The organism is Desulfonatronospira thiodismutans ASO3-1 (genome assembly GCF_000174435.1).
Classification (GTDB): Bacteria; Desulfobacterota; Desulfovibrionia; order Desulfovibrionales; family Desulfonatronovibrionaceae; genus Desulfonatronospira; species Desulfonatronospira thiodismutans.
The window spans coordinates 872,149-886,464 of sequence record NZ_ACJN02000002.1 but is presented as its reverse complement, the minus strand read 5'-3'; the positions used below and the strand labels follow the sequence as shown (position 1 = coordinate 886,464).

The 14,316-nt window shown below is 52.2% G+C and carries 15 protein-coding genes; all 15 read left to right on the top strand.

Features of this window, described 5'->3' with window-relative positions; all coding sequences use genetic code 11:
- The first annotated feature begins 164 nt into the window (after positions 1-164).
- The 15 genes from DTHIO_RS10215 to DTHIO_RS10145 all read left to right on the top strand — a co-directional run bounded on the left by DTHIO_RS10215 (position 165) and on the right by DTHIO_RS10145 (position 14,114).
- Complete coding sequence (locus DTHIO_RS10215) at positions 165-443, top strand: hypothetical protein (protein ID WP_040418259.1); 279 nt, start codon at positions 165-167, stop codon at positions 441-443.
- A gap of 396 nt (positions 444-839) precedes the next feature.
- Positions 840-1,112, top strand: a complete 273-nt coding sequence (locus tag DTHIO_RS10210; protein WP_008870216.1) for a ComEA family DNA-binding protein — start codon at positions 840-842, stop codon at positions 1,110-1,112.
- A 304-nt stretch (positions 1,113-1,416) separates the two neighbouring features.
- Positions 1,417-1,800: a Fur family transcriptional regulator gene (locus tag DTHIO_RS10205; RefSeq protein ID WP_008870215.1), complete on the top strand. Its 384-nt coding sequence runs from the start codon at positions 1,417-1,419 to the stop codon at positions 1,798-1,800.
- Between the two features lie 158 nt (positions 1,801-1,958).
- Positions 1,959-2,534: a rubrerythrin gene (gene rbr, locus DTHIO_RS10200; protein ID WP_008870214.1), complete on the top strand. Its 576-nt coding sequence runs from the start codon at positions 1,959-1,961 to the stop codon at positions 2,532-2,534.
- 330 nt (positions 2,535-2,864) lie between these two features.
- Positions 2,865-3,068, top strand: coding sequence for a rubredoxin (locus tag DTHIO_RS22420; RefSeq protein WP_008870213.1), 204 nt, complete (start codon positions 2,865-2,867; stop codon positions 3,066-3,068).
- 69 nt (positions 3,069-3,137) lie between these two features.
- Positions 3,138-3,299, top strand: a complete 162-nt coding sequence (rd, locus tag DTHIO_RS22415) for a rubredoxin (RefSeq protein WP_008870212.1) — start codon at positions 3,138-3,140, stop codon at positions 3,297-3,299.
- Between the two features lie 252 nt (positions 3,300-3,551).
- Positions 3,552-4,754 carry an FprA family A-type flavoprotein gene (locus DTHIO_RS10185; protein ID WP_008870211.1) on the top strand — a complete coding sequence of 401 codons (1,203 nt, stop codon included), beginning with the start codon at positions 3,552-3,554 and terminating at the stop codon, positions 4,752-4,754.
- A gap of 3 nt (positions 4,755-4,757) precedes the next feature.
- Positions 4,758-5,444 (top strand): DVU0298 family protein, encoded by a 687-nt coding sequence (locus tag DTHIO_RS10180; RefSeq protein ID WP_008870210.1) that lies wholly within the window; start codon positions 4,758-4,760, stop codon positions 5,442-5,444.
- A 63-nt stretch (positions 5,445-5,507) separates the two neighbouring features.
- Positions 5,508-6,377: a decaprenyl-phosphate phosphoribosyltransferase gene (locus tag DTHIO_RS10175; RefSeq protein ID WP_008870209.1), complete on the top strand. Its 870-nt coding sequence runs from the start codon at positions 5,508-5,510 to the stop codon at positions 6,375-6,377.
- The gene (locus DTHIO_RS10170) at positions 6,374-6,772 is read left to right on the top strand and encodes a GtrA family protein (protein ID WP_008870208.1); all 399 of its coding nucleotides are present in this window, start codon (positions 6,374-6,376) and stop codon (positions 6,770-6,772) included. Before DTHIO_RS10175 ends, DTHIO_RS10170 begins: the two co-directional genes overlap by 4 nt.
- A gap of 46 nt (positions 6,773-6,818) precedes the next feature.
- Positions 6,819-8,144: an FAD-binding oxidoreductase gene (locus DTHIO_RS10165; RefSeq protein ID WP_040418258.1), complete on the top strand. Its 1,326-nt coding sequence runs from the start codon at positions 6,819-6,821 to the stop codon at positions 8,142-8,144.
- Positions 8,126-8,860: an SDR family oxidoreductase gene (locus DTHIO_RS10160; protein WP_008870206.1), complete on the top strand. Its 735-nt coding sequence runs from the start codon at positions 8,126-8,128 to the stop codon at positions 8,858-8,860. Before DTHIO_RS10165 ends, DTHIO_RS10160 begins: the two co-directional genes overlap by 19 nt.
- Before the next feature lie 217 nt (positions 8,861-9,077).
- Positions 9,078-10,568, top strand: coding sequence for an ArnT family glycosyltransferase (locus DTHIO_RS10155; RefSeq protein WP_008870205.1), 1,491 nt, complete (start codon positions 9,078-9,080; stop codon positions 10,566-10,568).
- A 367-nt stretch (positions 10,569-10,935) separates the two neighbouring features.
- The gene (locus DTHIO_RS10150) at positions 10,936-12,180 is read left to right on the top strand and encodes an HDOD domain-containing protein (RefSeq protein ID WP_008870204.1); all 1,245 of its coding nucleotides are present in this window, start codon (positions 10,936-10,938) and stop codon (positions 12,178-12,180) included.
- Positions 12,181-12,200: 20 nt separating this feature from the next.
- Positions 12,201-14,114 carry a bifunctional diguanylate cyclase/phosphodiesterase gene (locus DTHIO_RS10145; protein ID WP_008870203.1) on the top strand — a complete coding sequence of 638 codons (1,914 nt, stop codon included), beginning with the start codon at positions 12,201-12,203 and terminating at the stop codon, positions 14,112-14,114.
- The last annotated feature ends 202 nt before the right edge of the window (positions 14,115-14,316 follow it).

Genomic DNA, 14,316 nt, shown 5'->3' with positions numbered 1-14,316 from the left:
TAAAGCTCAGTCAGTTAAACTTGTTATCTGTTCAGCGCTTTGGATTCGGCATGGGGACCTGCCCTCCCTGCACTTATTTTTCTGAAGGAAGATTGACAGGTTTTAAAAATAAGGCCGGGTTGCCTGTACCCTGCTTACCTTAAAAGTCTAAACAGATACCATACTTGAAAAAACAGCCCCTGCCCGCGTGCGGACAGGGGCTGTTTTTTCTTGCGTCGAAGATCAAAGCAAAAAAACACCCGGCAGCTCAGAGCCCATACAGGCAGATAAAATTTCACTTCAGTCATATCATTTTAATTTGCAATCAAGATGATCTTAATGTTTATCACTACAAACCTTTTGGCAATGCTTTTCTTATCTGCGGAGATCTGCGCAATCAGCGGCCAAGATTCTTTGCCTTTGATGTTATCAGTTGCATGAAGAAGAAAGATGTTAGCCGCTGATCTCGCTGATCTACGCTGATTAAAATCATTTTGATAGCAATCTAGAATCAGCATTTATCTATCACACAGTCTTATCATTTTATGATTACGGCACGGCCTGCATCCCTTCTCCCGGCAGGTACCTGTTCAGCGCTTTGCATGTAGCACGGGGACAGTCCTCCTGGCCAGCCCCCCCTGAATGGTTACACCCAAACTGATATTCCGGCAGTGGTTTTGATCCTGCTTTTTTGAATACTTAACAGATACTTGCATTTCTGATCCTTATATGCTAATCTAATAATAATTATAATACATATCAAACAGTTATTTATGCTGAACTCTAACTATCAGTTTTTTCCGCTCTGTTTTTTCGACTTCAACGGGACATGCGAATCACCTGAAAATTAGGAGGCTCTTATGATTAAGTTTAGCTTGAAAGTGGTTATACTGTTTTTCGCCTTGACACTGTTTCTGACTCCGGCATCGTCAATGGCCGGAGACCATATAAATATCAATACAGCTGATCAGCAGGAACTGGAAAGCCTCCAGGGCATCGGCCCGGCTCTATCAGAGAGAATCGTGGAGCACCGCGAGCGATTCCCTTTTGAGGAAAAGGAGGATATCAAGCAGGTATCCGGAATCGGAGAAAGCATCTATGAAAACATAAAAGATGTGATTGTCGTGGACTAAGATTCCGGCCGGTCTTCCCGTTGAAGCACTCAAGGCCCGCGGAGCGCATATGTCGTCCCGGGCCTTTTATTTTTGAGCACCCGCCCTGCATGCACAGACGCGCAGACTCTGTTTTTTGCCACCTCAGGGGCTGCATCTCCGGCCTTCACTCCCTGCCGCGCGTCTGGCGCAATTTGTGTGGCAAAAAAGACAACTCAACACAGATCCTCCATATCCCGTATTAATATCGATTGCCTCTAACCCAGAAAAAATACTTGACAAAAGCCCGAATAACAATAACGATTCCTAAAAAGGAAGGATAAATATGCGCTTGACAAAACAAAGAAAGATCATACTGGAAAGGCTTAAGCAGTCACGCAGCCACCCCACAGCTGTGCAGATTTATGACGAGGTCCGCAGCGAACTGCCCAATATCAGTCTTGGTACCGTTTACCGCAACCTGGACATTCTTTCCAAAGAGGGAATGATCAGCAAGATAGAAACCTGCGGGGATCAGAAAAGATTCGACGGGATTCCCGATCCTCATCTGCACATTATCTGCTCCAGATGTGGCAAGGTACAGGACGCTCCCCAGGAGCCCGACTTGGATCTGGACCAGTTGACCCGGGTGGAGACAGACTTTTTGATCACCGGGGTAAGACTGGAACTCCTGGGGGTATGTCCGGATTGCAACAGGGAAAACAACTAAGCATCCCGGCCTTTGTTTGCATTGCGCGTTAAAACGGTTTATCCACTCCACTGATGTCGAATATTGAGGATCAGTTTGACTGGTCCTCATGTATATACTGTATTGGTTGTTCATCAATTTATGAAGTTAAAACAAAATACCCAGGAGGTTGATTACTTATGAAATCCTTGAAAGGCACCAAGACTGAAAAAAACATCCTTACCGCTTTTGCCGGTGAATCTCAGGCCCGTAACCGTTACACCTATTTCGCCAAGCAGGCCAAAAAAGACGGTTACGTCCAGATATCCAATATATTTGAAGAAACAGCCAATCACGAAAAAGAGCACGCCAAAAGGCTGTTCAAGTTCCTGGAAGGCGGCGAGGTGGAAATTCAGGCTGCATACCCTGCCGGCAAAATAGGGTCCACTGTTGAGAACCTCAAAGAGGCCGCTGCTGGAGAAAATCACGAACATCAGAGCATGTATCCCGAATTCGCCAAAACAGCGAGAGAAGAAGGGTTTGAGGAAGTGGCCGTGGCCATGGAAGCCATAGCGGTATCCGAGCAGTTCCATGAAAACAGGTACCGCACCCTCATTGCCAACATAGAACAGGGCAAGGTGTTTAAAAAAGACCAGGAAGTCACCTGGAAATGCCAGAATTGCGGCTACACCCACAAAAGCGCCGAAGCCCCCGGGGAATGCCCTTCCTGTGCTCACCCCCAGGCTCATTTCGAGGTTCTTTGCGAACACTGTTAATCATACCCGGCAACCAGGCACCTTGCAAAGCCCCCGGTTGCCGGTTTAAAAGCCGGCAATAGAAGTTGCAATACGCAAAAAAACTGTCATGACCTGCCAGAAGCAGATACATCAGCGCTTAACCATTCAGGGGGCACTCAGTTGTAGCTCCTGGCACGAGGTCTGGTGGGGACTGTCCCGCACTTATTTTCTAGCGCTTACAACTGTCAATTGTTCATCAAAAAATAAGTGCGGGACTGTCCCCAGGCCGTTGCGGCACCCCCTGAATGGTTACATCAGCGCCATGTATACGGTAATCCAGTCTAAGAAACCATGCACCAGGAGTTTAAAATGGCCCAGCCAGAAGAGATGTGGCAATGCCAGATGACCAATTGTGGTTGTATCTATGACCCGGACAAAGGTGACCGAAAGAATAAAACCCCAAAAGGCACCGCCTTTGAGGACCTGCCTGAGGACTGGAAATGTCCTGTATGCGGTGCATCAACCAAAAACTTCCGCCCCCTGGCCGGCCCCGGGTCAGCAAGGGAAGAATAAAGGATCTCTCAGCAAATCAGGCTGCACAGCAGCCATGAGTGCAATTTTTAACCAGCACCGGAGGAAATCATGCAAAAATGGGTATGTACAATTTGTGGTTACGTCTATGATTCTGCCGCCGGCGATCCGGACAACGGAGTAGCAGCTGGCACCAAGTTCGAAGATGTGCCTGACAGCTGGGTCTGCCCGGTATGCGGAGCAGCCAAGGACGATTTTGCCCCTGAAGGCTGAGACCTTCGCAACTGTTTACTGCAGATCAGTGGCATCGGGTCGGTACCGGGATCAAAAACACCTGTAACACCCCACAATCACATGGCCTCATATCTGATTCCGTTCTCGGCCCGGAACAGAATTCCGACACCAATACCCGTTACGGGATAAAAGCAGACAGAAATCGAGTTGAATAATTACAGAACTTCCAAAGAGTCCCGCTGGCCGGTCCAGCGGGGCTTTTCATTCCCTTAAGGCTTCTCTGGAGGACAAATGCCAGCAATCGAAATCAAAAAAAACGTTTACTGGGTGGGTGCAATAGACTGGAACCTCAAGAACTTTCACGGCTATGCCATGGCCCGCCGGGGCACCACCTACAACGCCTTCCTGGTTCTGGACGACAAGATCACCCTTTTCGACACTGTAAGCGAAAAATTCAAGTGGGACCTCTACCATCAGGTCAGAAGCCTGGTAAAGCTGGAGGAAATCGACTATATTGTGGTCAACCATTTGGAACTGGATCATTCCGGAGCTCTTCCCTTCATGGTGGACAATATAAAACCGGAAAAAATATTTTGCTCTTCCATGGGTGAAAAATCCATCCACGGCCACTTCCACAACAAGGACTGGCCCCTGCAGGTGGTCAAGGACGGAGAAAGCATCTCCCTGGGCAAGAGAAACGTCACCTTCATGGAAACCAGGATGCTGCACTGGCCGGACAGCATGTTTTCCTACATACCTGAAGACAAACTGCTCATATCCAGCGACGCTTTCGGCCAGAACATCGCCAGCCAGAAGATATTCGACGACCAGCACGATTTGAACCTTCTTCTTTCCGAGGCCAGGCACTATTACACCAACATCATCCTGCCCTTCTCCCCCCTGGTACAGAAGCTCCTGGACAAAGTGCAGAAGGCAGGCCTGGAAATAGACATGATCGCCCCGGACCACGGAGTCATCTGGCGCACGCACCCAGGAAAAATCCTGGAGGCCTATGCGGATTTCGCCGCCCAGACCCTCAAGCCCAAGGCTGTTCTGGTATACGACACCATGTGGGGCAGCACCGAAAAGATGGTCAAGGCAGTGGCCGATGCCCTCACTGAAGAAGGCATAGACATCAGGGTCATGTCTCTTAAGTCTTTTCATCACAGTGATGTCATGGGCGAGTTCTCCGATGCAGCAGCCCTGGTCTGCGCCTCTCCCACCCACAATAACGGCATGCTTCCCCTCATGTCGGATTTTCTTACCTACATGAAGGGCTTGAAACCCAAAAACCGGCTGGGAGCGGCCCTGGGGTCCTACGGCTGGAGCGGTGAAGCTCCCGGAGCAATGGCCAAAGTCCTGGAAGAGGCCGGATTCGAACTCCCGGAAAAGCCTTATCGGACCCAGTTTGTACCTGCACACGAACAACTGGCCCAGTGCAAGGAACTGGGACGCAACCTGGCATCAGCCATCAAGGCCAAAACCCAGGCATAAGCCATGCAGCAAAAAAGTCAGCAACATGGTTACAGGGAACTGAAAAAAAAGGTCCCCCTTCTCCTGGAGAACCGGGATATTGATCAGGTGCTTCCGGAGCTCATGCAGTACCCCGCCCAAAAACTTCTGGGGGCTTTATATGCAGCCCTTTTAAGCCCCCGGAAGCTGATAAAATGGCACTCGGTCACCGCCATAGGGGTTACAGTAAGCAGGCTTGCCCAAAACGACCCGGAACAGGCCCGCATTGTCATGCGCCGATTCATGTGGACCTTAAACGACGAATCCGGAGGCATAGGATGGGGATCACCTGAATGCATGGGCGAAATAATGGCCCGCCACCAGGGACTGGCCCGGGAGTACAGGCGCATTTTATTTTCTTACCTGGTCCAGGGGGACACGGGCAGTGACAATTATCTTGAATACCTTCCCCTTCGCCGGGGGGCTTTCTGGGGACTGGCCAGACTGGCCCAGGGTGATCCGGTACTGTCCAGGGAAGCTACCTACCAGGTCCAGAAGGCCCTGAAGCAGGAAAGCGATCCGGAAATACTGGGCCTCATCTGCCTGTACCTGCGCCTCAGCCGGCGGAGTAAAGACGAGTTCCCCAGGCCAGATCCCGGCAGCGGCACCCTGGAGATTTACTGGGACCAGCAGCTTCAATCAATCCCTGCCAGGGAACTTTGCCTGGAGTAGTCATTCTTAAAGCATACTCTTTACCAGTTATACCCTGCAATATAAATCCCCCAGCCCCAATACATGATAAACAAGGCCTACATATCCTTATTAAGACCTCACCAGTACATTAAGAACCTGTTTGTATTCGCACCTCTTTTCTTTTCCTTTCGTTTCCTGGAAGCTGAGCCTCTTCTCAGGACATTTACCGCTTTTGCCGCATTTTGCCTGATAGCCAGCAGTGTTTACATCTTCAACGACATAAAGGATATCAATGAAGACAGCAGGCACCCGGTCAAAAAATTCCGCCCCCTGCCAGGCGGCCTGGTCTCCATTCCCGAGGCCTATACCTGCATGGCTGTTCTTCTGATTGCAGGCCTTGGCCTGGGCCTTGTCCTGGACTGGAGAATATTTTTCATTCTGGCCGGATATTCTCTGCTGAATACCTTTTACACCCTGAAGTTAAAACACGTAGCCGTCCTGGACGTATTCATCATAGGCATAGGTTTCGTGCTCAGGATCTTTGCCGGTGCAGTGGCCGCAACAGTGCAGGCCTCAATGTGGATAGTGCTCATGACTTTCCTTCTGGCCCTGTTTCTGGCCCTGGCCAAACGCCGGGACGACGTGCTGCTCTCAGACGAGGGCAGGGATGTACGCAAGTGTATTGACGGTTACAACCTGGAATTCGTCAACGTCTCCATGATCATCATGGCCGCCGTAACCCTGGTCAGCTATATCCTGTACACCATATCCCCGGAAGTCCAGGACCGTTTCGAATCCAGGCACCTGTACCTGAGTGCTGTTTTTGTTCTTTTGGGCATCATGCGCTACCTGCAGATCGTATTTGTCCAGCAGGGAGGAGGCAACCCCACCCGGGTTATGCTTGAGGACCGCTTCATGCAGGTAACCGTTGCCTGCTGGCTGTTATTCTTTCTTATCCTGACCCTGACATGACAACCGCCTTTTTATACGCCCTGTTCGCCTTAGCTGCCATTTTGGTCAACCTGGGCACGCAGATGATCAGCTTCAGCCTGTACCAGGGCCCCCTGGATCTTTACCTGGCCCTGGCATGTGGTACTTTCACCGGGCTTTTGACCAAGTACGTCTTGGACAAGAGGTATATTTTCAGATACATTTCCAGGGATTTCTGCGATGACACCTGTAAATTTTTTCTTTACTCCTGTATGGGGGTGTTCACCACCCTGATATTCTGGGGCACTGAAATCGGGTTTCACCATCTGTTCGAGTTTGAACACGCCAAGTACGTGGGAGGCGCTTTGGGACTGACCATCGGCTATGTCCTCAAGTACAGGCTGGACAAAAAATGGGTTTTTGTTGCCGGGACATAACATTGACCCGGGCGTAAGATGCTTTCTTTCATGGAGATGCACAGACTTGCTGGTATCCAACTGGAACAACTGTCCCCGGGTAGAGGCCGCAATGCGCAGCTTCAGATCCCAGGAAGAAGCCCGGGATATCCTGGGGCAGACAGACAGGTGCATCCCCCGCGGCCTGGGCCGCTCTTACGGGGATTGCTCCCTGGGTGAAAACATCATCTCCACCCCCGGCTTCAGGCGCTTTATCCACCTGGATCCCGCAAAAGGCATACTGGAATGCGAAGCCGGAACCAGCCTGGACCAGATACTTTCGGTCATCATCCCCCACGGCTGGTTTTTGCCGGTCACCCCGGGCACCAGCCGCGTAACCCTGGGCGGGGCCATCGCCAGCGACGTACACGGCAAGAACCACCACCTGCATGGAGCCTTGGGCCGGCATGTGCTGGACCTGCGTCTCCTGACCCCCCAGGGCCATGTCCTGGTCTGCTCAAAAAATGAAAATCCGGCAATTTTCCAGGCCGTTTGCGGCGGCATGGGACTTCTGGGCCTGATACTCTCCGCCAGGATAAGCCTCATGCCCCTGGAATCCGTATTTATCCGCCAGAAAACCATCCCGGCTTACGACCTGGACGAACTTATGAGTTTTTTTGACAGCCATCACCAGAGCACCTACACAGTGGCCTGGATGGATTGCCTTCAAAGGGGCAGGCACCTGGGACGCGGCCTTTTTATGCACGGTGAGCACTGCAGGTCCCATGAAGCCCCGCAAAGCCAGCTTATACCCCCGGGCTGCAAAGGCATAAGCATTCCTTTCACCCTTCCTTTCAGGGCGCTGACCCCAGCAGGCATTAAAGCCTTCAACAGTCTCTACTTCCACCGCAAATCCAGGCGTACGGGTTACGAAATTTCAAGCATTGAATCTTTTTTCTACCCCCTGGATGCTCTTGCCAACTGGAACCTCCTCTATGGAAAAAAAGGCTTTCTGCAGTATCAGTTTGTCCTGCCCCGCTCCACATCCCGGTCAGGGCTGCAAAAAATTCTGCAGCACATAAATTCCTTTGGCCAGCCTCCCTATCTTGCAGTACTCAAGCTTCTGGGCAAAGGACAGGGTCCTCTGTCCTTTGCCCAGCCCGGCTACACCCTGGCCCTGGACTTTCCAATCCGTCCCGGAGTCTTTTCCCTGTTAAACGCTCTGGACCGGGTGGTGCAAAAGCTCGGAGGCAGAATCTACCTGGCCAAGGACGCCAGGATGAAAAAACACATGCTCTGGGAGGGGTATCCCCGGGCAAAGGAATTTGTAGAGCTGAAAAAAAGGCTTGACCCGGAAAACAAATTGAGTTCCCTGCAATCCAGGAGGCTTGGATTATGTCAAAACCCGTACTGATCCTGGGGGCCGGCTCGGACATAGCCAGGGCCCTGGCTCACCAACTGGGCGCGGCAAAGTATGATTTGTATCTGGCCGGGCGAAACCTGGAAGAGCTGCAAAAAGACGCCCGGGACCTGGAAATCAGATACGCCATCAAGGCCCGGGGAGTTTATTTCGATGCCCTGGATTTCGCTTCCCATGAAGATTTCTACGACAGCCTTGAAACAAGGCCCTACGGAGTAGTCCTGGCCTTCGGAGTCCTGGGGGATGAGTCCCTGGCCCGCAGTTCCCGTGAGCAGTGGGAAAAAATCATCCATACCAACTATACCGGCTGCGTAAGCATCCTCACTGTGGCCGCCAACCGCCTGGAACAGGCAAAAGAAGGGTTTGTGGCCGGGATAAGCTCCGTTGCAGGCGACCGGGGCCGGGCGGCCAACTATGTATACGGCAGCGCCAAAGCCGGCCTGAGTATCTTTCTAAGCGGCCTTAGAAACAGGCTGCACGGATCCGGGGTCCGGGTGATCACCGTAAAACCTGGCTTTGTCAGAACCAGGATGACCAGGGACCTGGAACTGCCCCCCCGGCTCACCGCTACTCCGGAGCAGGCAGCCAGGGATATTTTTCAGGCCATCACCAAAAAAAGAGACATAATCTATACCCTGTGGATCTGGCGCTGGATCATGCTGGTGATAAAAAGCATTCCCGAGAAAATATTCAAGCGCATGTCCATATAGTCAGTGAGTACTTCCTGCCCCTTTTGGAAATGGGCAACAAATGACAATTTATTCCCCATGATAATGCTTTTGTCGGGGTCGGCGTCGGTATCGGGATCGGTATCCAAAAATTTTGTTGGCGTTCCACATGATTTCGCCTCCGGTTTCGATTACGATGCCGATACCGACACCGATTTTTATTGTAAGAGCAAAAACAACCTTTTAATAGTTACAAAAAATGAACTACATCCAGGCCAGAGACTTTTTTTATTTCGCCCTGTTTTTGTCCCTGCCGCTGAAGCTCATCCTGGCCGGGACACTTCCCCTGACCGGTGACGAGGCCTATTTTGTAATCTGGGCCCAGCACCCGGCTGCGGGGTATTATGACCACCCCCCCCTTATCGGGTGGCTGATCCACCTGTGCATGTACATATCCGGGCACGAGATCCTTGTGCGCCTGCCCTCCATCCTGGCCAGCTATGTCCTGGTCTGGGGAGTATACAGGATCCTGAGTGATCACGACCGCACCAAGGCCCTGCTGGCCGCATCCACCCTTCTGCTTACTCCGGTCTTTCTTCTGGGTGTCCTGGTCACCACTGATACCGCGCTTATCCTGTCCATGTTTTTATCCGTGCTGGCCCTGCACCGGGCTGAAACCAGAAACAGCAACCTTCTGTATATACTTTCAGGCATCCTCCTTGGCCTGGCCTTTCTTTCCAAGTATTTCGCCGCCCTGCTGCTCCTGGCATATATTTTTTATTTCCTGACCGGCGGCCTGAAAAAACTTCCCCGGCTGGGGCTTGTCCTTCTGGGCTGCCTGCCTCTGGTGGCATTCAACCTGTACTGGAATTACACTCACTGCTGGGTGAACATAATGTTCAACTTCATAGGCAGGGGAGGCGACGCCGAGTTCAGCCCCATGCAGCCACTCATCCTCCTGGGGATGCTGGCCTGGGTGGTCTCCCCTGTTCTTCTGGTCCAGCTTTTCAGGCACCGCAGTCAGGTGTTAAGCAGAATACGCAGTTCCGGACACGGGCTTTTCGCCTTTGCCGCCCTTGTGCCTCTGGCCGTGTTCTTCGCCGCTTCCCTTTTTTACTCCGTGGGTGCACACTGGATCCTGGGCTTTGTTCCTTTTTTATATGTAATCTACGCTGCATTGCCGGGCAAATCCCTGATCCTGGGCCGCAAATTCATGCTGGGGTATGCCCTGCTGCATATCGTGCTGGTGGCAGCCGCCCTGCTTGTGCCTCTGGAGATAATCAAGGAAAGACCTGGGCTTTACCGGGACGCAGTCTTTTACCTGCGCCCGGCCCAAGTCGCAGAAAAACTGGACTCCTACAGGGCCGATTATTACGCCACACCCAGCTACTCCAGGTCCGCTGTAATCTCCTATTATTCCAGCCACTACTGGGGGATCCTGGGCACCGGCTCCAGATACGGGCGCGAGGATGACCGCATAACGGATTTCAGGAAGCTTGACGGCAGGGACATCCTGTTTCTTTCCCGGGATGACGAGCTGGACAAAGACCGGTTAAGCCCATATTTTGAATTCCTGGAGCCCAGCCGGATCCAGGTCCGGGAGACTTCCTTTGCTGTCGCGCTGGGACGGGGATTTGATTACTCTTCTTACCAAAGCCAGGTACTGGCCCAAATAAAAAAGAGGCATTACGATATACCGGATTTTCTGCCCCTTGGCCGGTGTTTCTTCCATGAGCGTTATTTTCAGTGACATTTCGCTGTATACATTTCAAAAATTTCTGTAACTATTCAGAACCTGCGGACGAAAAGCCAGGGGCCGGGGGTTCGGCAAACTGGGCGTAAACTGTCTGAGCGACGTAGGAAGCGTCGATCAAAACCGTTAAACACTCAACTTGATTCAAAGCATAATATAATTGAAGCTTTTCTGGTTGAAAAAACTTGAAGAGGTTTTGATTTACGCTTCCTTGGAGCGAGTTTTTACGTCCTGTTTGCCGAATTTCCGGACCACTGGGAGGTCATATCATTAAGGTGAACACTTACAAATTTCTTTCAGCTCCGGTTGTGCTTAAAGATTACTGCTATTGCATTTTCAGGATATTTTGCTTACAGGTGGGCCAATGGGCAGAATTCTGGTAGACGACATTAAACCCGGCATGGTCCTGGACGATGATGTGCGGGACTTCAACGGCCGCTTTCTCCTGGGCAAGGGCCTGAGCGTTCAGGAAAAGCACCTGCGTATTTTCAAGATCTGGGGGGTCAGCGAAGTAACGGTTCAGGGAGACGGGGCTGAACAGGACGACGAGCCCGAGGAATTCTCCAGGGAAGAACGCCGCCAGGCCGCTTCCCAGATACTGGAAAGATTCCCCCACTACGATCCCCAGCATAAAGTCAGCCGCAAGCTCCTGGAGATATTCATCCTCTGGAAATGCAGGTACCCGGGGGGATTCTACACATCAGATGCCTGGCATGAGGCCCTGGACAACCATACTCCTCCCTCTGAACGTAACAGGGGCGAGCCTGTTGACCCCTCGGTCATTATCCGGGACGAAACCAGGATGCCTTCCCTGCCGGACATCTTTTTTCAGATCCAGGAGGCCATTCAGGACCCCAGGACTTCCGCCAGGCACCTGGCGGATATTATCAGCAAGGACCAGGGCCTGACATCCAGGCTGCTCAAGCTTGTCAACAGCGCCTTTTACGGCTTCCCTTCCCAGATCGACACCATCAGCCGGGCAGTGGCCATCCTGGGCACCAGGCAGCTGAGCATGCTGGCCATGGGAGTGACCGTGCTTTCGGGCTTCAAGAGCATTTCCCCGGACATCATCGACATGAAGGGCTTCTGGAAACACAGCCTGGCCTGCGCCATAGGAGCCAAGACCCTGGCCCAGTACCGCCACCTGTCCAATACCGAAAGCATCTTCATCTGCGGCCTGCTGCACGATATAGGACGTCTGCTCATGCTGCGTTACTTTCCCAGGGAAACCCTCTGGTCCATGCACCTGGCGGCAACAGAAAAACTTGAGCTTGCCCGGGCGGAAAAGAAATTCTTTCGCCAGGACCACGCCCAGCTGGGCGCAGCCATCATGAAGAACTGGAAGCTGCCCCTCAAGCTCGAGCAAAGCATCCGGCATCACAATAGTCCTGGCAAATCCAGCTTTCCCATTGAAACCACCCTGGTAAACATGGCCAATGTGCTCTCCAGCGGGTGCCTCATGGGTTTCAGCGGAGAATATATGATCCCGGCTCCGGACCTGGAAAGCTGGGACGCCCTCAACCTTGACCCTGCGGTGCTGCTTCAGACGGCCAAACTCATGCAGTCCCAGGCGGACAACCTTTTTCAGCTTTTTTTCGACAACAAATGATCGTTTTCGGGCAGAAATAAATGCAGGATAAAGACAGCACAGAACAGATAAAAGATCTGCAGGCCAGGCTCGAACACCAGGAAGAGATCAACCGCTTTACCCTGGACGCCCTGGAGCTGGCAGCAAGTCTCATAGACTTTCAGCCCCGCATCAGCAGTCTGGAAAGCCCCTCCCTTATCCTGGACGAGATATGCAACCGCATTGCCAGGCTCATAGACTTCCAGGCCCTGGGAATCTATCTGGTGGACGAACAGGACAACGATTTCTACCCCGCTTACATGACCCCGGCCAAATACAATGAAGCCCTTGCTCAGGAAACAGGCCGGCTTATTGACAAGGGCTTCTTTCCCTGGGCCATGCGGGAAAAAAGACCGGTCATACTTGCCGGATCCTGCAAAGACAGAAATATTGTTCTGCACGTGCTATCAACAAGCGCCCGGGTCCGGGGTATGTTCGTAGGGCTTATAGGTTCCGAGGTACACACTGTGCCTGATGTTTCCTGGGGGCTTTTGACCATTGTCCTGTCCAGCAGCGCCAATCAGCTGGAAAGTTTTGAGCTGTACAAGCTCTTTAGAGAAAGCAATATACACTTGAAAAAAATTGTTCAGGAAAGAACCAAACAGCTTGAGGCCCAGGCCAGCTATGATCGTCTGACGCACCTGCCCAACCGGGACATGATTTTTAAGAACCTGGAAAAACAGATCCGCTGGTGCCTGCATACCAACGATCAGTGCCAGGCCGCCTTTATCCTGGTGGATCTGGATATGTTCAAGGAGGTCAATGAAAGTCTGGGGCATCAGACCGGGGACAGGCTCCTGGTGCAAGTCGGTGAACGTTTGCAGGAATTGACAGACGACTGTGAGATTCTTGGCAGGCTGGGCGGGGATGAGTTTGCCCTGGTCTTCACCGGGAATGACGTCAGGAAACAGGCTACAAAAAGGGCCGGCCAGATGATCCAGGCCATGGCCCGGCCATTTGAGCTTCAGGGGCAAAGCCTTCTTCTGGATGTCAGCATCGGTATAGCCATATTTCCGGAGCACGGCAAAACCCTGGGGCAGATCCTCAGTCGTGCGGACATGGCCATGTATGCGGCCAAGCGCATGAAAACCGGGTATGCCGTGTATGATCCCAAGTTCGAATCCTCGGGAATCAACCGCTTAAACCTCATGTCAGAACTCAAAAAGGGCCTGCAGCATGATCAGCTCTCCCTCTATTTCCAGCCCAAGATAAACCTGCATACAAGCAGGGTCTGCGGCGTTGAGGCCCTTATCAGGTGGCACCACCCCACCCGGGGATTCATATCCCCCGAGGAGTTTATCCCTCTGGCTGAACAGGGCGGCCTCATCAGAGAGCTCACTTCCAGGGTTATCCGCATGAGCATGGAGCACCTGCAGCACTGGAAAGCCATCGGCATCAGCATCCCTGTAAGCATCAACCTCTCGGTGCGGGATATCCAGGACAACAATCTCCCCTCCCAGATCTCATCCGCCATTGAAAATCATGCCCTGGATGCTTCCTGCCTGGAACTGGAAATAACCGAAAGCGCCTTCATGAGCGCTCCGCAAAAGGGCCTTAGGGTCCTGAAAAACCTGGACAGCCTGGGCATCCCCATGGGTATAGACGATTTCGGCACAGGCTACTCGTCCATTGCCTACCTGCGGGATCTGCCGGTGAAAATAATCAAAATCGACCGCAGCTTCGTCATGGACATGGATTCAAACGACAACAACCGCAAAATAGTCAAGTCCATCATAGACCTGGGGCACAACCTTGATCTACAGGTAGTGGCCGAGGGAGTGGAAAGCCGGACAAGCCTGGACATGCTCAAAGAACTGGGCTGCGATATGGCCCAGGGCTACTTCATCCTCAAGCCCAGACCATTTGACGAACTGACGGACTGGCTGCAGAAAAAAACTGATCTGCAAAAACTGTAACGTAACCATTCAGGGGGTTGCTCGGTGGTGATTACTTGCACAGGCCCCGGGGACTGTCCCCCGCTAAGTACTAACTGTGCAGGCTCACAAAACTTCGCGCACGTACTTTTTATATTTGTGCTGAAAAAGATGTCGCGGGGACTGTCCCCGGGGCCATTGAGGCATCCCCCTGAATGGTTACACTGTAACTGCCTGCACTCTG